This window comes from Kitasatospora sp. CB01950 (genome assembly GCF_001905465.1).
Lineage (GTDB): Bacteria > Actinomycetota > Actinomycetes > Streptomycetales > Streptomycetaceae > Kitasatospora.
Genome location: NZ_LISX01000001.1, coordinates 435,836 through 452,802 on the forward strand (window position 1 = coordinate 435,836; position 16,967 = coordinate 452,802).

The window sequence follows — 16,967 nt, forward strand, 5'->3', positions numbered from 1 at the left end:
CGCGCACGTCGCAGGCGACGCCCGGCCGTTCGGGTCAGAGCGTCGTCTGCGCCGTCTTCGACAGTGCGGCGATCGTCGCCCGGATCGCCGGGCGGCGGTCGCCGCCGGCCCGCCAGACCGCGTAGACGTGCCGGCTCAGCAGCGGCTGCACCGGGACCACCCGGACGCCCTCCGGGATCGGTTCCCGGCCCAGTCGCGGGATCACCGCGATGCCGAACCCGGCCTGCACGAGCGCCAGTTGGGTGGCGTACTCGCCGGCCGTGTGGACGATCTGCGGTTCGATGCCGTACCCGCGCAGGGTGTAGAGCAGCCACTCGTAGCAGCCGGAGCCGGGCGTCCAGCTGATCCACCGGTCGCCGTGCAGCTCGGCCAGGTCGAGCGTCTCGCGGGACGCCAGCGGGTGGCTCGCCGGGAGCGCGATGTCGGCGACGTCGTCGAGGAGTTCGGTCCGGCTCAGCCCGGGCGGCAGGCTCAGCGGTGCGTTGAACCAGTCCTGCACCACCGCGACGTCCAGGTCGCCGCGGATCACCAGCGGCACCGACACGTCGGGCTCCAGCTCGGAGATCCTCGGGAACAGCGACGGGAACTCGGTCACCAGGCTGGTCAGGGTGCCGGTCAGCAGACCGCGGGCGGCCGTCGGGAAGCCGGCTATCGACACCTGCCCGACCACGGCGCCGCGGTGCCCCTCCAACTCGGCCTCGGTCTCGTCGACCAGCGCCAGGATCTTGTCGGCCCGGTCGACCAGCAGCTTCGCCGCGTCGGTCAGCAGCACGCCCCGGCTGTGGCGCTCCAACAGCGTCTGCCCGACCTCGCGTTCGAGCTTCGCGAGCCGCTGCGACACCGCCGACGTGGTCAGGTGCAGCACGGCCGCGGCCGAGCTGATCGACCCGCTGGTCGACACCGCGTGCAGGGCCCGAATCCCGTTGAGCTCCAACATGTGCGTGTCCTTCCGCAGGTGGTCGGCGGCGTCGAAGCCGTCGGGTACGAGAAGCAGAACACGGCGGACTCCGGCCGGGCGGCTGTTCGGTGCCGCCGGCCGGAGTCCGCCGTGCGTATGGCCTGGAGCCGGCCGGTCAGCTCGCCGGGTAGGCGGCGTCGAGACGGGCGAACTGCTCGTCCGTCAGCACGAGTTCGGCGGCCGCGACGTTCTCCCGCAGGTGCCCGGCCGAGCTGGTGCCCGGGATCGGGATCATCATGGGGGAGCGGTGCAGCAGCCAGGCCAGCGAGACCTGGGTGGTGGTGGCGCCGAGCTCGGCGGCCACCCCGGCCAGCACGCCGCGGTCGCGCGAGTGCTCACCGCGGGCGATCGGCAGCCACGGGACGAAGGCGATGCCCTCGCGCTCGCAGTACTCCAGCACGTCCTCGTCGACCCGGTCGCTGAGGCTGTAGCGGTTCTGCACGCTGACCACGTCGATCTCGGTCCGGGCCGCCTCCAGCTCGGCCACCGACACCTGCGACAGGCCGATGTGCCGGATCTTGCCCTCCTTCTGCAGCTGCGCCAGCGCGCCGAACTGCTCGGCGACCGGCACCTGCGGGTCGATCCGGTGCAGCTGGAACAGGTCGAGGGACTCCAGCCGCAGCCGGCGAAGGCTCAACTCGGCCTGCTGGCGCAGGTACTCGGGACGGCCCAGCGGCAGCCACTCGTCCCGCGAGGGACGCGACTGGCCCGCCTTGGTCCCGATGACCAGGCCGTCCGGGTAGGGGTACAGGGCCTCGGCGAGCATCTCCTCGCTGGTGCCGGGGCCGTACGAGTCCGCGGTGTCGATGAAGGTCACGCCGAGCTCGACGGCGAGCCGGGCGAGGTCGAGCGCGGCCGGAACATCGGCGGGCAGGCCCCACACCCCGGGCCCGGTCAGCCGCATCGCGCCGAATCCCATGCGCTGGACGGTCAGATCGCCACCGAGGACGAAGGTCTGGTTCACGGTTTCCTCTCAGTTGCTTGCAAATGCCCGACGCCGGTCGGAGCCGGCGGCAGGGACGAGCACGACCTTTCCGAGCACGCGACGCCCGGCGAGGTCCGCGTGGGCCTGTGCCGCTTCGTGGAGCGGACGGTCACCCACTGCGTCCAGCCGCAGCATGCCCCGTGCCAGGCCGTCGAACACCGCCCTTGCCCGATCGAGGAGTTCGGACCGGTCGCGGATGTGATGGGTGAGGTCGGGGCGGGTCAGGAAGAGCGATCCGCCCGCCTGCAGCAGCGCCGGATCGACCGGGTCGACCGGGCCGCTCGCCGCGCCGTGCAGCACCAGGGTGCCGCGTGGACGCAGCGACGCCAGGCTCTGGGCGAAGGTCGCGGCGCCGACCCCGTCGTAGACCGCGGCCACCCCCTCGCCCCCGGTCAGCGCCCGGACCTGCTCGGACAGCGGGGCGTCGCCGGCGTCCGGGCCGTAGCGGACCACCTCGGCGGCGCCGGCCTTCCGCGCCAGCTGCTCCTTCTCGGCGGTGGAGACGGTCGCGATCACCCGGCCGCCGAGCAGCGTCACCCACTGCGTCAGCAGCAGCCCCAGGCCGCCCGCCGCGGCCTGGACCAGCACGTTCTGGCCCGGCCGCACCGGGTGGGTGTCGTGCACCAGGTAGTGCGCGGTCATGCCCTGCAGCAGCACCGCCGCCGCCGTCCGGTCGTCGATCGCGTCCGGCACCGGCACCAGCCGCTCGGCCGGGACGACGGCGAACTGCGCGTAGGCGCCGCGCACGTTCGCCCAGGCGACCCGGCCGCCGACCCGGAGGCCGTGCGGGTCCGTGTCGGGCCCGAACGCGCGCACGACGCCCGCGCCCTCCTGCCCGAGCACGGCCGGCATCGGCACCGGGTAGCGGCCCGAACGCAGGTACAGGTCGACGAAGTTGACGCCCGCCGCGGCGACCTCGACCAGCGCCTCGCCCGGGCCGGGCGTCGGCACCGGGCACTGCTCGAAGCGCAGTTGCTCGGGGCCGCCCGGCTCGTGCAGCACCACGGCGTCCATCACGTCCTGCCCGGCCTCAGCCATGAGCCTTGACCGGAACCGGGGTGAGCCAGCTGAGGTGCCGGCCCGAACGGCCGCGCACCAGCGAGAAGTACAGCTCGTACAGGTGCTCGGTGACCGGCCCGGCGACGCCCTTGCCGACCTGCAGGCCGTCCACCGTGGTGATCGGCAGCACCTCCCATGCCGTGCCCAGGAAGAACAGCTCGTCGGCGAGGTACAGCTCGGTGCGGTCCACCGTGCGCTCCTCGACCTCGTAGCCCTCCTCGGCGAGCAGGGTCAGCGCGGTGGAGCGGGTGACGCTCTCCAGCACCCCGCTGGACAGCGCCGGGGTGACCACCACGCCGTCCCGGACCATCGCGATGCACGCGCCCGGGCCCTCGCTGACCTTGTGCTGGTCGTTGAGCAGGATCGGCCAGTCGTGCCCGTTCTCCCGCGCCTCCATCAGCGCCAGGCGGCCGTTGTGGTAGTTCGAGAACGCCTTGACCCGCGGCGGCGTGATCGCGTCGCTGATCCGCAGCCAGGAGCTGACCCCGGCCCGGCAGCCCTCCCGCTTGAACCCGGACTGGAACGGCCAGCTGTCGATGGCGACCTCGCAGCGCACCCCGGCCGGGACCATCTGCTCCCGGATCACGCCCTCGGGGAACGCCCACGGGCGGATGTAGGTGTCGTCCGAGGCCTTGTTCGCCGTCATCAGCTCGACGATCGCCGCGGTCAACTCGTCCCGCGTCCACGGGATCTCGACCCGGCAGATGCGCGCGGAGGCGTACAGCCGGTCCAGGTGGTCCTCCAACCGGAACAGCAGCAGGTTCTCGCCGTCCTCGGCCAGGTACGCCTTGATGCCCTCGAAGACCGCCGCCACCGAGGCGTGGCCCACGGCGTTGACGTGGATCGTGGCCTCGCCCCAGGGCTGCAGCCGACCGCTGCGCCAGATCCACTCGGCGCTGTCCACGCCGGGAGCGGCCAGGGAACCGAGGTGTGCGGCGGGCTCACGCCGCTGTGCTGCGGAACTCATCGTCGAAGAGCCTTTCGAGGGAGTCGAGGGACAGGGATTCGAGGGTGGGCACCACCGCCGCCGCGCCGGCGAACGCGGACGGGTCCGCGGCGGCCGCGGCGGCCGCGGCGCCGGGCACGGCGACGCAGCGCAGCGAGGCCGCGACGGCCGCGGTCACCCCGGGCACCGAGTCCTCGAAGGCCACCGCGGTGTCCGCGCGGACGCCGAGTTCGCCCAGCGCGTGGAGGTAGAGGTCGGGAGCCGGCTTGTTGGGAAGCGGCAGGTCGCCGGTGACGACGGCCCGGAAGTGCTCGCGCACGCCGAGCCGCCGCAGGTGCGACTCCACCCACGAGCTCGCCGCGCTGGACACCAGCGCGATCCCGAGCCCGCGACCGTCGGCCTCGCCCAGCAGCTCGGCCACCCCGGGCAACAGCGGCTGGGCGTGCGCGAGTTCGGACTTGAGCGCACGCCGGTGATCGAGCTCCTGCGCCGTCATGGCCCGCCCCAGGCGTTCGCCGAGGTCGTCCGCCGCGAGGAGCTCGCCGTCGTGCCGGCCGCGCATCCGGGCCCACAGACCCGCCGGGAGTTCGAGGCCGAACTCCCGGTAGGTCTGCTGCCAGGACTCGCGGGCGGCGTTCTCGGTGTCGCAGATCAGGCCGTCGAAGTCGAACAGCAGCGTGTCGAGGGTCATGCCACGACCGCTCGCTCCGGCGCGCCCACCGGGCCGAGCAGGCGCACCGCGTAGTCGCCGGCGAAGACGCCGTCGGGGTCGACGCGGGACCGCTCGCGCTGGAAGTCCGCCCAGCGCGGGTACCGGGGTGCGAGCACCTCGGCGGTCGCGGTGTGCGCCTTGCCCCAGTGCGGCCGTCCGCCGTGGGCGCGCATCACGTGCTCGATCACCCGCAGCAGCTCCACCTGGCCGGGGCTGCGCGACACGGTGAGGTTGACGTAGCCGGTGTCCCGGCCGTACGCGGGGCTCAGCGGCGAGTCGTCGCCGGCGCCCACCCGGACCAGCACCGAGTACGGCGAGTACTGCCCGGCGCGCTTCAGCGCACCCGTCAACTCGCGCAGCGCGTCCGGGGTCCGGTCCAGCGGCAGCGCGTGTTCGAGGGCGATCTGCTTCACCGGCTGCGGGAAGGTGAACACCTGGTCGGAGACGTCCACGTAGTCGGCCGGCCCCGGCAGGGGCAGGGCCAGCGCCCGGCTGAGCAGCGGGACGGCCGTCGACGAACCGCGGCCGGCCACGCCCGTCACGCCGCAGCACAGCTCCTGCACGGTGGTCGTGTAGCGGCGCAGCCGCGCCCGCGGGGTCGGCGGGGCGTCGGTGCGGTCCATCGTCCGGATGCCGACCTCGGGCTTCCACGGCAGCCAGGACATGCTGATGTGGTCGGCGCTCGCGGCCCAGCCGGAGAAGTCCTTCAGCACCGTGTCGAGCGGGGCCGAGCTCTCCCGGACCTCCAGGTTGAACGCCGGCACGCAGCGGAAGGTGATCGAGGAGACCAGGCCGAGCGCGCCGACCGAGGTGCGGGCGGCGTGGAACAGCGCGGGGTCGTGCTCGGCGTCCAGCGCGTGCACGGCGCCGTCGGCGGTGACCAGGCGCAGCGCCGTGACCATGCCCGACAGCGGGCCGAAGGACAGCCCGGTGCCGTGGTTGCCGGTCGCGAGCGCCCCGCCGACGGTCTGCTCGGCCAGCGTGCCGATGTTCGGCAGGGCCAGGCCGATCCGGCGCAGGGCGGTGGCGAGGTCGCCCAGCCGGGTGCCGGAGCGGACCGTCACCGACGGCGCGGCGCGGTCCACGGACACGATGCCGGTGTGCCGGGTCAGGTCGACCAGCAGGCCGTCGGTGACGGCCAGCTGGTTGAACGAGTGGCCGGTGCCTGCCGCGCGGATGCCGACGCCGAACCGGCGGGCCATCAGCACGGCGTCCACCAGCGCGGCTTCGCCGACCGGGCGCAGGATGCGCTGCGGCGTGCACCGGGCGGTGCCGGACCAGTTGCGCCAGGAGGTGCGCGAGGCCGAGGCGCTCATGCGTTCCCCTTTCCGTCGGTCGTCGCAGTGCCGATGCCGAGCGTGCGCAGGTAGGTCCGGAGCGACTCCCGCCAGGTCGTCATGGAGTGCCCGAGCGAGTGGAGCCGGTCGGTGTTGAGGGTGGAGTCCACCGGCCGTGCGCCCACGAAACCGCAGTCGGCCATCGGTATCGGGGTCGGCGCGAGCGCCGGGCCCTCGTCGTCCTTCAACACCGACTGGAGTTCCAGCCCGACGTCGAACCAGCTGGCCCGTCCGCCGTTGCCGATGTGGATGGTGCCGCCGGGAGGCTCCGGCAGGCACAGCAGGTGCACCAGCGCCTCGGCGAGGTCACGGGTGCCGGTCGGCAGGCTGTACTGGTCGCTCACCAGCGGGGCCGGCTCGCCGCGCTCGGCGGAGCGGACCGCGGCGAGGACGTTGTCCACCCGCTCGTCCGCGCCGCCGAACAGCCAGGACGTCCGCACGATCAGCGAGTCGGGCACCAGGGAGGTGATCCGCTCGCCGGCCACCTTGGTCAGGCCGTAGACGCTGACCGGGTTGGGCAGGTCCTGCTCGGTGTAGCCGTGCTCCGGGGTCGCGAGGCCGTCGAAGACGTAGTCGCTGGACAGGTACACCATCCGCGCGCCCGCCCGACGGCTCTCCCGGGCGACATTCCGGGTGCCCTCGACGTTGACCCGCATCGCGAGGCGCGGGTCCGCCTCGCAGGTGTCCACGATCGCGCAGGCGGCGAGGTGCACCACGACCGTCGGCCGGAACTCGGCCACCGACCGGCTGAGCGCACGGCCGTCCGCGATGTCGAAGTCGACCAGCGAGACGCCGTGCACCGGCCAGTGCGCGGTGCGCGGGTCGTCGCCCAGAGCCCGGATCAGCGCCTGTCCGAGCATTCCGTCCGCGCCGGTGACGTAGATCCGCTCCGGCCGTGCGCCGCCCATTAGAGGTGCCCGAATTCGGTCAGGAGCTGCTGCAGGGTGGCACCGGAGTTGATCTTGTCCCGGATGAGCTTCTCCTTGGCGATCTGCCGGCCGGTGCCCTCCAGGACCTCCTCGGCGGCCTCGGCCGGGACGACGGCGATGCCGTTCTCGTCCGCGACCACGATGTCGCCGGGGTGGATGATCTGACCGTCGATCACCACCGGGACGTTGAACTGCACCGGCTCGGTGCGGTTGTGCTCGGCGCTGGGCGAGGGGCGCGGCACCGTGGAGCGGTACCAGACCGGGAACTCCAGGTCGCGGATCTCGTCCACGTCGCGGATGGCGCCGTCCACGATGCCGCCGGCGATGCCCGCCTTCAGCGACAGGGTCGACATCAGGCCGCCCCACATCGCGGTCCGGGTGGTCTCGTGGCAGGCCACCACGATCACGTCGCCGGGCTGGGCCTTGGCGAGCAGCGGCATGCAGTCGACCAGGTTGTCGATCGACAGGCTGACGGTCAGCGCCGGACCGGCGATCTTGTGGTGCGGCTTGACCGGCAGCAGCCCGCCGATCGCGCCCATCCGACCCTGCGCGTCGGTCACCAGGCAGGAGGGGCTGTACTCGCGCAGCACGGCGCGGAACTCCTCGATCACCGCCTCGGACGGCCGCTTGACGTCGTTGTACACCGTTTCCATCAGATTTCTCCGTTCTCTTCGGGACGCCGCGTGCGGGCGGCGACAGCGAGGGGCAGGGCCGTGGCGGTTCCGCGGGACTCCGCGAGGACGGCGTCGGCCAGGTCCTCGAAGTGCAGTCCGTGGGCGCGCAGGATCTCCTCCGGGGTGCCGGACAGCGGCACCTCGGTCAGTCCCAGGCCGCGGAACGCCGGCGACTCCGGCAGGTTCAGCTCGGCGAGCGTGCGGGCGACGACGTCGCCCTGGCCGCCGCGCACGTAGTGGTTCTCCACCACGATCAGGCGGTCGGCGCCGGCGGCCAGTTCGGTCAGCCAGTCGGCGTCGACCCGGTTGAGCCAGGGCAGCTCGACGACCGTCGGGGCCTCGCCCTGCTCCGCCAACAGGTCGGCGGCCTGCAGGAGTTGGTCGAGCACGGTCGGACCGGCGCCGATCAGGACGGTGCGGCCGCCCTCGCGCACCACCCGGCCGTGGCCAGTGCGCAGCTCCGCGGCGGGCAGCGCGGCCACCCGGGCGGGCACCTCCACGCTCTCCAGCCGCAGGTAGAAGCTCTCGTCGGTCGCGACGCAGTGCCGCACCGCCAGCCGCACGCCCTCGCAGTTGGCCGGCTGGATCACCGTCAGGCCCGGCAGGGCGCTGAACGCGGCGACGTCGCGGACCGCCTGGTGCGAGTGGCCCGGCGCGGCGGGCAGCAGACCGGCCAGCGCGCCCATGTAGACGATCCGGCGGCCCTCGGTGGCGTTGTTGTAGATCTGCTCGTACGGCCGCGAGTGCAGGAAGCAGGCGAAGGAGTTCACGAACGGCAGCAGGCCCTGGGAAGCCAGGCCGCTCGCCGCGGAGACCATGTCCTGCTCGGCGATGCCGAACTCGATGAAGCGGTCCGGGTGGGTCTGGGCGAACGGGATCAGGCCGGTGTCGAGCACCAGGTCCGCGTCCAGCGCGAGGATCCGCTCGTCCTGCGAGGCGAGCTCGGTGAGCTCCTTGCCGTACGCCTCGAAGAGCTTCTCGGTGCCGGGGCGCCGGTCCGGCGCCGGCTCCTCCGCCACCAGGTTCAGCGGGCCGAGGCCGTTGCGGTCGAGGATCTCCCGGGCCGAGTCGACGAGCTGCGCGTGCGCGGCCTCGTAGTGCTCGGGCGCCGGGGCGCCGCTGTGGAACAGGTAGCGCCAGAACGTCCCCGAGTCGTCGTCGGTGAACGCCGCCGGCATCGAGGTCGCGGCGAAGGCCTCGCAGCCGCCGCCCTTGACGGTGTCCGCGACGACCACCGCGGGCAGCTCCGGGAAGGACTCCCAGCGCTTGCGGAACGCGGCCTCCAGCGCCTCCTGGTCGTGGCCGTCGCAACGGACCACGCCCCAGCCGAAGCCGGCGAAGCGCGCCTCCAGGTCGCCCAGGCTGTTGACGTCCTCGACCCAGGTGTCCGACTGGATCTTGTTGTGGTCGACGACGACGGTCAGCTCGTTCATGCCGCGCTGGACGGCGCCGGCCAGCGCCTCGTAGTTCTGGCCCTCCTGCAGCTCGCCGTCACCGGTGACCACGTAGACCCGGCGCGAACGGCCGGCCAGGCGGTCGGCCAGGATCACGCCCTTGGCCTTCGAGATGCCCATGCCGAGCGAGCCGGTGTTGAAGGGCATGTGCGGGGTGTGCACGTCGGGGTGCCCGGGCAGGCCGCCGAGGCGGCGCAGCCGGTGCAGCTTCCCCTCGGGCAGCCCGCCGAGGCCGATCAGCGCGGCGTACAGGCCCGGCGCGTCGTGGCCCTTGGAGGAGAAGTAGAGGTCCCCGTCCTCGGCCAGCGGCTCGCGCATCTCGTGCAGGTACAGGTGGCTGACCAGGTCCGCGGCGCTGAAGCTGGAGCCGAGGTGGCCCGAGCCGGCGCGCATCACCATGTACAGCGTGTTGATCCGGGTGAGTGCCGAGAAGGCACGGCAGCGCTCCAGGGGGTCTGCCACCCCGTCGAGGACGCGGGTGATCTCCGCGACCTCCACCCGGTGCAGGGCGACGGGCATTGTCTCTCCTTCGGGGGTTCGGTCACCAGCTGACATAGCCGCCGTCCAACAGCAGTTCCTGTCCGGTGACGTAGCCGCTGAGCTCGGAGGCGAGGAACAGCAGCGGACCGGTCAGGTCGCCGTCCACCGCCATCCGGCCCATCGGGACCCGCTCGGCGAACTTCCGCCGGAACTCCGGGTCCTGGCCGCCGAGCACGCCGCCGGGGGACAGGGTGTTGACGCGCACGCCGTCCGCCCCCCAGTACGCGGCCAGGTACCGGGTCAGGTTGTGCACCGCGCCCTTGGACATGCCGTAGGCCGGGTGCTTGAGGAACGGCGGGTCGAGCGGGATGTGGTCGTAGAGCGGCGGGTAGGGGGCCACGTTCCCGTACAGCGATCCGATGTTGATCACGGAGCCGCGGCCCTGCTCGGCCATGTGGACGCCGAAGACCTGACACATCAGCAGCACGCCGCGGACGTTGACGTCCAGGATGCTGCCGACGGACTCCTCCGGGACGTCGGCGAAGGTCCAGCCGCCCCGCTCGGCGCTGGGCGGGTGGTCGATGCCCGCGTTGTTCACCAGAATGGTCGGGCTGCCCAGCTCGTCCAGGCAGGTCGCGAGGGCCTCCTGGAGCGAGGCCCGCGAGGTGACGTCGGCGGCCAGGGGCAGGTAGCGCCCCGAGCCGGCGGGCAGGTCGGCCAGGGCGTCCGGGACGGACGCCCCGAGGTCGAGTCCGAGGACGTCGGCCCCGGCGGAGAGCAGCGCGCCGCTCCACACCGTGCCGAGCCGACCTGCCGCGCCGGTGACCACGGCCACCCGGCCGGTCAGGTCAATCGGCATGCGTGCCGGCCTCGGATTCGATCAGCGCGGTCAGCGCGTCGCCGGCGGCCAGGTGGTCCGGCAGGATCGCGTCGTCCTCGGTCAGCGAGACCGAGAGGGTCATGCCGATGACCTGCTCCAGCTGGTACGGCTTGAGGCCGTCGCCCGGCGACTTGCAGGCGATGTCCTCGGCGGTGAGCTTGTGGCCGGCCGGCAGCGCGCGCGCGGCGACGAGCTTCTTGCCCATCTTGCGCACCGCGGGGGCCTCGGTCTCGCTGCAGCGCTTGATCGGCGAGCCCAGGGCGGCCTTGGCGCGGCGGAGACCGGCGGTCAGCTCGGCCAGCTCCACCGGGTTGAGCGAGAACGCGTGGTCGGTGCCCGGCAGCGTCTGGTCGAGAGTGATGTGCTTCTCGACGACGCGCGCGCCGAGGGCGTAGGCCAGCAGGCTCGCCTCGGGGCCGAGGTCGTGGCCGGAGAAGCCGACGACGACCTCCGGGAACTCCTCGCGGAAGGTCTGGATCACCGAGAGGTTCAGGTCCTCGGGGGTGGCCGGGTAGATGGCCGTGCACTGCAGCAGGGCCAGGTTGGTGTTGATCGGCAGGATGGCCTCGCAGGCGCGCCGGACCTCCGCCATGGTGGCGCCGCCGGTGCTCACCACCAGGGCCTTGCCGGTCTGCGCGGCGTAGCGCAGCAGCGGGGTGTTGGTCAGGTCCGCCGAGGCGATCTTGATCGCGGCCAGGTCGAGCTCGGCCAGGAAGTCGACGCTCGGCAGGTCGAAGGCGGTGGAGAAGAAGTCGATGCCGAGCTCCGCAGCCACGCCGGAGAGGTGCTTGTACTCGTCGAGGCCGAACTCCAGCGCCTCGCGGTGCGCGCCGTAGGTGGGGCCGTAGGAGTTGCGCCCGGTGTAGGGCTGGTCGTACATGGCCCGCGTGAACAGGGACTTGTTGTCGCGCTTCTGGAGCTTCGCGGCACTCGCGCCGGCCTCGGCCGCCATCCGGAAGAGGGCCTCGGCCTGTTCGAGGCTGCCACCGTGGTTGTGGCCGATCTCGGCGATCACATAGGCGTCGGTGTCATCGGCAATCCGGTGGCCACCGATATGGAATTCCCGCATCTGTGTCACGTTCCTTTGCTCTTGCTCTACTCGATTCGCCTTCTGAGCGCGCCAACCGTCGCAAGGCGGTGTCCCGCGGCCGTACCAGTCCGCTCCCGGGGGCGGAGCCCGCACCGGGATCGAGCGGCGCTCGAACAGGACTCGATCGGTACCTCTCTGTGCGAGCGTGGTCACGCACGTCACACACACCACGGAAAGGGAGCTTCCAGTCATGCGTCGCGTCACCCACCGAGTGCCTTCCCTCGCGGCCGCAACTCCCCTTCCCACCACCGGGATCGGGGCCGCCTCGACGGGCCGGGAGCAGGCGTTCGGCGGAGGGCCCACCACGGACAACCCGAGTCCGAACCTCATCCCCTCCGGCCACTGACCGCGGCGGGCCGGCCGCCTTCCCCGCGGATCCCCCGTGCGCGGCGGAAACGGCCGGCCCGCCGCCACCTGCTCGGTGACGACGGGCCGGGAACGGCGCGCCGGGAGGCGGAGCGCCGGGAACGGGATGCGGGGACGGTTGTTCAGCCTGCCGGGGAGCGGCTATTCGGCCTGCCGGCGGCAGCACACCGGCGTGCCGATCCGGGCGAAGAGCGCCTCCGCCTCCTTGGCGTAGGACGCGGCGGCCGCGCCGGGCCGGCCGCTCCGCAGCGCGACCGCGGCCAGGCCGTCGAGTGCGAGGGCGAGTTCGAAGATGTTCTCGACCGCCCCGGCGTCCCGGCGGGCCGACTCGTGCTGGTCCTCGGCGCGCTGCTCGTGCCCCTCGCGCAGCAGAACGGCGCCGAGCAGGTTGGCGATGGCGGCACGGCGCATCGGCGAGCCGATCTCCACCGCGAGCACCCGCTCGGCCAGGTCCATCGCCTGCTTCGCGTGCCCGGCGCGCCGGAGCGCGTACGCCCGCCAGGCGTCCACCACACAGACCATCGTCGTGTTGCGCAGCTGGGCGTACGTATCGGCCGCCTGCTGGAACCGGTGGATCGCCATCTCCCACTCCGCCAGGCCGAGTTGGGCCTCCGCGATGTTGAGCAGGGCGAGCGCCTCGTCGCTGAGGTTGCTCATTTGCCGGCCCAGCTTCAACGCCATGAAGGCGGCCTTCTCGGCCTCCTTGTGCTGGCACAGCACGTTGAGGGCGGAGCTGATCGCATTGAGGGCGTTGGCCTCCTCGCGGTGGTCGGACAGGCTGCGCAGGATCGGCAGCGCCCGGCGCAGGTAGTGCAGCGCCTCCTGCGACCGGCCCAGCGAGTTGTGGAACGAGCCGAGGCGGCTGAGGCACGCGGCCTGGCCGTGCCGGTCCCCGATCTCGATCGCCAGCTCCAGCGCCTCCTCCAGGTACTTGATCCCCCGGCCGCACAGCCCGGACAGCCAGTGGCCCAGGCCGGCGTTGGTCAGGCTCAGCCGCAGCAGCAGCTTGTCGCCCAGGCGCCGGGCGGCCGCGACGGAGATCTCGTTCACCTCCAGGAGCTCCTGCGGGTGCTCCTGGAGGGTCAGGTACGCGCCGAGGTTGCGCGGCAGGCCCGCGGCCTGCCGGTGCAGCCCGGCGTCGGAGGCCGCCCGCAGCAGGGCGATCAGGTTGCGGCGCTCCCGGTCGAACCACTTCAGCGCGAGCTGAGGGGTCCAGGCCGGCAGCACGTACGGCTCGGCCGGGACCGGCTCGGCGAGATAGCGCAGCCGCCCGGGGAACAGCACGTCGGCGGCGGCCTCGGCGGCCGCCACGTAGTAGTCCACCAGGGCGGCGAACCGCGCCGCGTCCTCCTGGGGTTCGGCACTGGAGGCGGCGAGGCTGCGGGCGAAGTCCCGCACCAGGTCGTGGAAGCTGAACCGGCCGAACTCGGGCTGTTCCAGCAGGTGCACGTCGATCAGCGACTCGAGGATCCGCTCGGCCTCCTCGAACGCCGTCCCGAACAGCGCCGCCGCCGCGCCGACCTCGATGTCGGAACCCGGGTTGAGGCCCAGCAGCCGGAACGCCCGCTGCTGCTCCGGACGGAGCACCAGGAAGGACAGCTTCAGGCTCTCCACCACGTCGCGGTCGCCGGTGCTCAACTCGTCCAGACCGGTCGGGCGCACGCTCAGCCGCATGACCAGATGCCCGAACGTCCAGTGCCGGCGGTGCCGCAGCCGGGCCGCGGCGATCCGCAGCGCCAGCGGCAACCCGCCGCAGAGGCTGACCAGTTGGGCCACGGCCTCCGGCTCCGCCGCACACCGCTCGACGCCGACGATCCGCTCCACCAGGGCCACGCCCTCCTCCGGCGGCAGCTGCCCGATGGAGAGCTGGGCGGCGCCGTCGAGGTTCACCAGCCGGCGGCGACTGGTGACGATCGCCAGGCAGTTCGGCGACGACGGGATCAGCGGCAGGATCTGCGTCTCGTCGAGCACGTTGTCCAGGACGAGGAGGAGCCTGCGGTTCGCGCAGGCCGTGCGCCAGGCCGCGGTGCGTTCCGCCAGGCCCTCGGGCACCTGGTCGCCGTTGACGCCGAAGCTGCGCAGGAGCACGTCCAGCACCGCCTCCGGCCGCAGCGGCTCGCAGCCCGGGGTGAAGCCGTGCAGGTCGACGAAGACCTGCCCGTCCGGGAACTTGTCCGCGATGCGGTGCGCCAGGTGCACGGCGAGCGAGGTCTTCCCGCTCCCGCCCATCCCGTCGACGGCGATCAGCCGCGGCGCGGGGCCCGGGGTCTTCAACAGGTCGGTGAACCAGTCGAGTTCCTCCTGCCGGCCGGTGAAGTCGTCGATGTCGTAGGGCAGCGTGCTGGGGGGAGGGGTGCCGAGGTTCTGCCGCGGCCAGCCCGTGGGCGCGAGGGGGGCGACGGAGGACGGGGCGGCCGGGGCCGGGAGGGCGGCCGGGGGCCGGGGGGCCGCCGGCGCACCCGGTGCGGCGGGATCGGCGGGCGACGGCGCGGGCTCCGCGGTGGCCAGCAGCGCGGGGTCGGCGGAGAGGATCGCCGCGTGCAGGTTGTTGAGCGCGGCGCCGGGGTCGATCCCGAGTTCGTCGGCCAGCAGCTCCCGTGCCCGGTTGTACTCCGCGAGCGCCTCGGCCTGCCGGCCGCTGCGGTACAGGGAGAGCATCAGCGCGTGCCGCAGCGACTCGCGGAGCGGATGCCGGTCGACCAGTTCGCGCAGCTCGGAGACGGTGGTGGCGGCCTCGTCGGGATTGACCTGGACGTTGCACAGCCACTCGTAGGCGGCCAGCCGGCTGTCCTCCAGGGCGGTCGCCGCAGCCTCGATGATCCGGCCGCTGATTCCGGCCAGGGCCTCGCCCCGCCACAGCGCGAGGGCGGACCGCAGATGGCCCGCCACGGCGGCGGAGTTCAACGGGTCGGCCTGCCGGGCCAGTTCGAGCTCCCGCTTGAACTCGTGCAGGTCGACCCGGGCCGACTCCAGCTGGAGCCGGTAGCCGGGCCCCTCGGTGCAGATCCGCGCCACGTTCTTCGGTATGCGGAGCCGGAGTTCGCCGATCGCCTTGCGGACCTGGTGGGTCGCGGTGCGCGGCGGGAATTCCTCCCACAGTGCCGCCGTCAGGCGGGTGGTGGGAACGACTCGTCCCGACTCCAGTAACAGGATGGCGAGCACTTTCTCGTTCTTCGAGCCACCCAATTGCTTTCGCTGGTGCGTGTCCGAGGTGACTTCCAGCGACCCGAGGAGTCCGAAGCGCCAATAACCCGTGGCACTTTCATTTTCGGTCGCGGTTCCCGTTGTGGTGGAATTTCCCTGCAAGTGCTCCATGTGAGACTCACACCCCCTGTTCGCCCGTGGCACATGCCAGGAGCCAAGCCAGCATACACGGACGTATGCATGCCAAACTTAAGTCCGTTTAAATGCAGTTCGGGCCTTATGCGGCCGGTGACGTGTTCGCAGCCTTTCGTGGTGTTCGTCGGGATGTCCGGCGGGACGGCGGACGGCCCGCGCCCGGACAGAGGCAGTGCTCGACGCCCCTGTCCCGGCCTGCGGACTCCCCGGCGGAGTCGGTGCCCCGCAGCGGCCGGGCGGGGCGCCGGCCGCTGCGGCCCGTCGGATTTTGCAGGTTGCTTGCGTATTCTCGGCAGTCGCCGACATGGCCCGTCCCGCTCCCCCCGAAGTGCGGTCGGGCGCCTATGGGCGAGGTAATGCGGAGCGGGCCGGGGCGGCGCTGTCGCAGGTGCCGTGATCAGGCAGGACGGTGTTTCCACGGTCATTGTAAAGCGTAATGTGCGGGTTGTGGGGTCAAATCCTGCGGGCGGTTCGGTGGGGGTATGGGGCGGGGATCGTGCAGCGTTGGTTGAATTCCGTTCCGGCGGAATGGATTCCGGAAAGGCGCGGCGGGCGAGATCGCTTGTCCAGCCTTTTGGCGTGTTTGAGTCATCTTTGAATTGGTCCGCGCCAAGCGCCCCATCGGCCCGGGTTCCCGCTCCCGGCCGCGACCAGACTGCTGGTCCGAGGAATTGGTTCGAACACCGAGGAGGGCGGCATGACAAAGGATCTCCAGGCGGCACGGACCTGCCTGGCGCAGCAGGCAGGTCTGCGGATCACCGAGCTTGCGTGCTGTCAGGACCACCGCTCGTTCAGGACGGCCGCGACCGGGCAGCCGGACGGGGCGGTGCTCGTCGTCTCGCTGATCCGCTCGGGGTGCCTGGTGCTGCGCAGCGGCGACCGCGAGGACCTCGTCGACCCGACCACGGGCTTCCTGCTGCGCTGCGGGGACGACGCGGCCGTCGCCCGCCCGGCCCGGGCGCCCGACCTGAGCACGGTGCTCCAGTTCCACCAGGACGTGCACGGCGAGTGCCCGGGCGCGGCCGCCTCGCGGGTGCTGCCGGTGGACGCGCGCCTGGACCTCGCCCACCGCCGCCTGGTCGCCGCCTGCCGGGCCGGCGCGGAGCCGTTCGAGGTGGCGGAGCGGGCCAACCGCCTGGTCGCCGGACTGACCTGCGCCGTCCGCGAGCCCGCCCGCGCGGCGACCGCCGTCGCGCACCGAAGACTCGCCCACCGGGCCTGTGCCGCACTGATCGACGGGCCGCCGAACCTGGGACTGGAGGAGCTCGGCCGGCAGCTCGGCTGCTCCCCGTTCCACCTCAGCCGGGTCTTCCGGGCGGTCACCGGGCGCACCCTCACCGGCTACCGCAATCAGCTGCGGGTGCGTGCGGTGGTGGAGGAACTCGACGGCGGCCGGCCGCTGCGCGAACTGGCCGCGAAGCACGGCTTCGCCGACCAGGCCCACCTGACCCGGGTGTTCCGCCAGTACGCCGGCGAGCTCCCCAAGGTCGTCCGGGCCACGCTGCGACGGGCGGACTCCCCGGCGGGAACCGAGCAAGAATCTTCAACGCCCTGACCGCCGCCGCCGAGAGAATGGCCGCGAACCGGGCCGGGCCGGTCATCGGCGCAGACGCCGGGAGGCCCGTGGGAGCGACCGGGCGCCGGTGCCGGGAAACCCCCGGGAGAGACCGGGCCGTCGCCGGCAGGCAGGTGCCGCCGGGGCGGGTGAGCGGCGGGTTCGGGCGACACGACGCCGGCCCCACATCGAGGAAGCTACGG

At 72.7% G+C, this 16,967-nt stretch carries 13 protein-coding genes; 1 reads left to right on the forward strand and 12 read right to left on the reverse strand.

The annotated features are described in order from the left end of the window. Positions 1 to 34: 34 nt before the first annotated feature. The 12 genes from AMK19_RS02035 to AMK19_RS02090 all read right to left on the reverse strand — a co-directional run bounded on the left by AMK19_RS02035 (position 35) and on the right by AMK19_RS02090 (position 15,032). Positions 35 to 937 carry a LysR family transcriptional regulator gene (locus AMK19_RS02035; RefSeq protein WP_073807523.1) on the reverse strand — a complete coding sequence of 301 codons (903 nt, stop codon included), beginning with the start codon at positions 935 to 937 and terminating at the stop codon, positions 35 to 37. A gap of 136 nt (positions 938 to 1,073) precedes the next feature. Beyond that, positions 1,074 to 1,877, reverse strand: coding sequence for an aldo/keto reductase (locus AMK19_RS02040; protein ID WP_083646489.1), 804 nt, complete (start codon positions 1,875 to 1,877; stop codon positions 1,074 to 1,076). Between the two features lie 54 nt (positions 1,878 to 1,931). Then, positions 1,932 to 2,981: a quinone oxidoreductase family protein gene (locus AMK19_RS02045; RefSeq protein WP_241844200.1), complete on the reverse strand. Its 1,050-nt coding sequence runs from the start codon at positions 2,979 to 2,981 to the stop codon at positions 1,932 to 1,934. Beyond that, positions 2,974 to 3,969 (reverse strand): branched-chain amino acid transaminase, encoded by a 996-nt coding sequence (locus tag AMK19_RS02050; protein WP_083646437.1) that lies wholly within the window; start codon positions 3,967 to 3,969, stop codon positions 2,974 to 2,976. The genes AMK19_RS02045 and AMK19_RS02050 overlap by 8 nt, the downstream gene beginning before the upstream one ends. Then, entirely contained in the window at positions 3,944 to 4,639 is a 696-nt protein-coding gene (locus AMK19_RS02055) for an HAD family hydrolase (protein ID WP_073807529.1), read from the reverse strand. Before AMK19_RS02055 ends, AMK19_RS02050 begins: the two co-directional genes overlap by 26 nt. Continuing rightward, positions 4,636 to 5,976 carry a D-arabinono-1,4-lactone oxidase gene (locus tag AMK19_RS02060; RefSeq protein WP_073807530.1) on the reverse strand — a complete coding sequence of 447 codons (1,341 nt, stop codon included), beginning with the start codon at positions 5,974 to 5,976 and terminating at the stop codon, positions 4,636 to 4,638. Before AMK19_RS02060 ends, AMK19_RS02055 begins: the two co-directional genes overlap by 4 nt. Continuing rightward, the gene (locus tag AMK19_RS02065) at positions 5,973 to 6,905 is read right to left on the reverse strand and encodes an SDR family oxidoreductase (RefSeq protein ID WP_073807532.1); all 933 of its coding nucleotides are present in this window, start codon (positions 6,903 to 6,905) and stop codon (positions 5,973 to 5,975) included. Before AMK19_RS02065 ends, AMK19_RS02060 begins: the two co-directional genes overlap by 4 nt. Then, positions 6,905 to 7,579: an RraA family protein gene (locus AMK19_RS02070; protein ID WP_073807533.1), complete on the reverse strand. Its 675-nt coding sequence runs from the start codon at positions 7,577 to 7,579 to the stop codon at positions 6,905 to 6,907. The genes AMK19_RS02065 and AMK19_RS02070 overlap by 1 nt, the downstream gene beginning before the upstream one ends. Beyond that, positions 7,579 to 9,573 (reverse strand): transketolase C-terminal domain-containing protein, encoded by a 1,995-nt coding sequence (locus tag AMK19_RS02075; protein WP_073807535.1) that lies wholly within the window; start codon positions 9,571 to 9,573, stop codon positions 7,579 to 7,581. Before AMK19_RS02075 ends, AMK19_RS02070 begins: the two co-directional genes overlap by 1 nt. Positions 9,574 to 9,595: 22 nt before the next feature. Next, the gene (locus AMK19_RS02080; RefSeq protein WP_073807536.1) at positions 9,596 to 10,393 is read right to left on the reverse strand and encodes an SDR family oxidoreductase; all 798 of its coding nucleotides are present in this window, start codon (positions 10,391 to 10,393) and stop codon (positions 9,596 to 9,598) included. Beyond that, positions 10,383 to 11,483, reverse strand: coding sequence for an N-acetylneuraminate synthase family protein (locus tag AMK19_RS02085; RefSeq protein WP_073807538.1), 1,101 nt, complete (start codon positions 11,481 to 11,483; stop codon positions 10,383 to 10,385). The genes AMK19_RS02080 and AMK19_RS02085 overlap by 11 nt, the downstream gene beginning before the upstream one ends. A gap of 528 nt (positions 11,484 to 12,011) precedes the next feature. After that, positions 12,012 to 15,032, reverse strand: coding sequence for an AfsR/SARP family transcriptional regulator (locus tag AMK19_RS02090; protein WP_073807539.1), 3,021 nt, complete (start codon positions 15,030 to 15,032; stop codon positions 12,012 to 12,014). An 874-nt stretch (positions 15,033 to 15,906) separates the two neighbouring features. On the opposite strand from AMK19_RS02090, the gene AMK19_RS02095 reads away from it, so the two are divergent. Beyond that, a complete protein-coding gene (locus tag AMK19_RS02095) occupies positions 15,907 to 16,764 on the forward strand; it encodes a helix-turn-helix transcriptional regulator (protein WP_073807541.1) in 858 nt (285 codons plus the stop codon). The last annotated feature ends 203 nt before the right edge of the window (positions 16,765 to 16,967 follow it).

Excerpts from the sequence above, each read along its gene's own strand:
- AMK19_RS02040 (WP_083646489.1), bottom strand. The coding sequence starts at position 1,877 with ATGGGATTCGGCGCGATGCGGCTGACCGGGCCCGGGGTGTGGGGCCTG.
- AMK19_RS02055 (WP_073807529.1), bottom strand. The coding sequence starts at position 4,639 with ATGACCCTCGACACGCTGCTGTTCGACTTCGACGGCCTGATCTGCGAC.
- AMK19_RS02065 (WP_073807532.1), bottom strand. The coding sequence starts at position 6,905 with ATGGGCGGCGCACGGCCGGAGCGGATCTACGTCACCGGCGCGGACGGA.
- AMK19_RS02035 (WP_073807523.1), bottom strand. The coding sequence starts at position 937 with ATGTTGGAGCTCAACGGGATTCGGGCCCTGCACGCGGTGTCGACCAGC.
- AMK19_RS02095 (WP_073807541.1), top strand. The coding sequence starts at position 15,907 with ATGACAAAGGATCTCCAGGCGGCACGGACCTGCCTGGCGCAGCAGGCA.
- AMK19_RS02085 (WP_073807538.1), bottom strand. The coding sequence starts at position 11,483 with ATGCGGGAATTCCATATCGGTGGCCACCGGATTGCCGATGACACCGAC.
- AMK19_RS02060 (WP_073807530.1), bottom strand. The coding sequence starts at position 5,976 with ATGAGCGCCTCGGCCTCGCGCACCTCCTGGCGCAACTGGTCCGGCACC.
- AMK19_RS02045 (WP_241844200.1), bottom strand. The coding sequence starts at position 2,981 with ATGGCTGAGGCCGGGCAGGACGTGATGGACGCCGTGGTGCTGCACGAG.
- AMK19_RS02075 (WP_073807535.1), bottom strand. The coding sequence starts at position 9,573 with ATGCCCGTCGCCCTGCACCGGGTGGAGGTCGCGGAGATCACCCGCGTC.
- AMK19_RS02080 (WP_073807536.1), bottom strand. The coding sequence starts at position 10,393 with ATGCCGATTGACCTGACCGGCCGGGTGGCCGTGGTCACCGGCGCGGCA.
- AMK19_RS02050 (WP_083646437.1), bottom strand. The coding sequence starts at position 3,969 with ATGAGTTCCGCAGCACAGCGGCGTGAGCCCGCCGCACACCTCGGTTCC.
- AMK19_RS02070 (WP_073807533.1), bottom strand. The coding sequence starts at position 7,579 with ATGGAAACGGTGTACAACGACGTCAAGCGGCCGTCCGAGGCGGTGATC.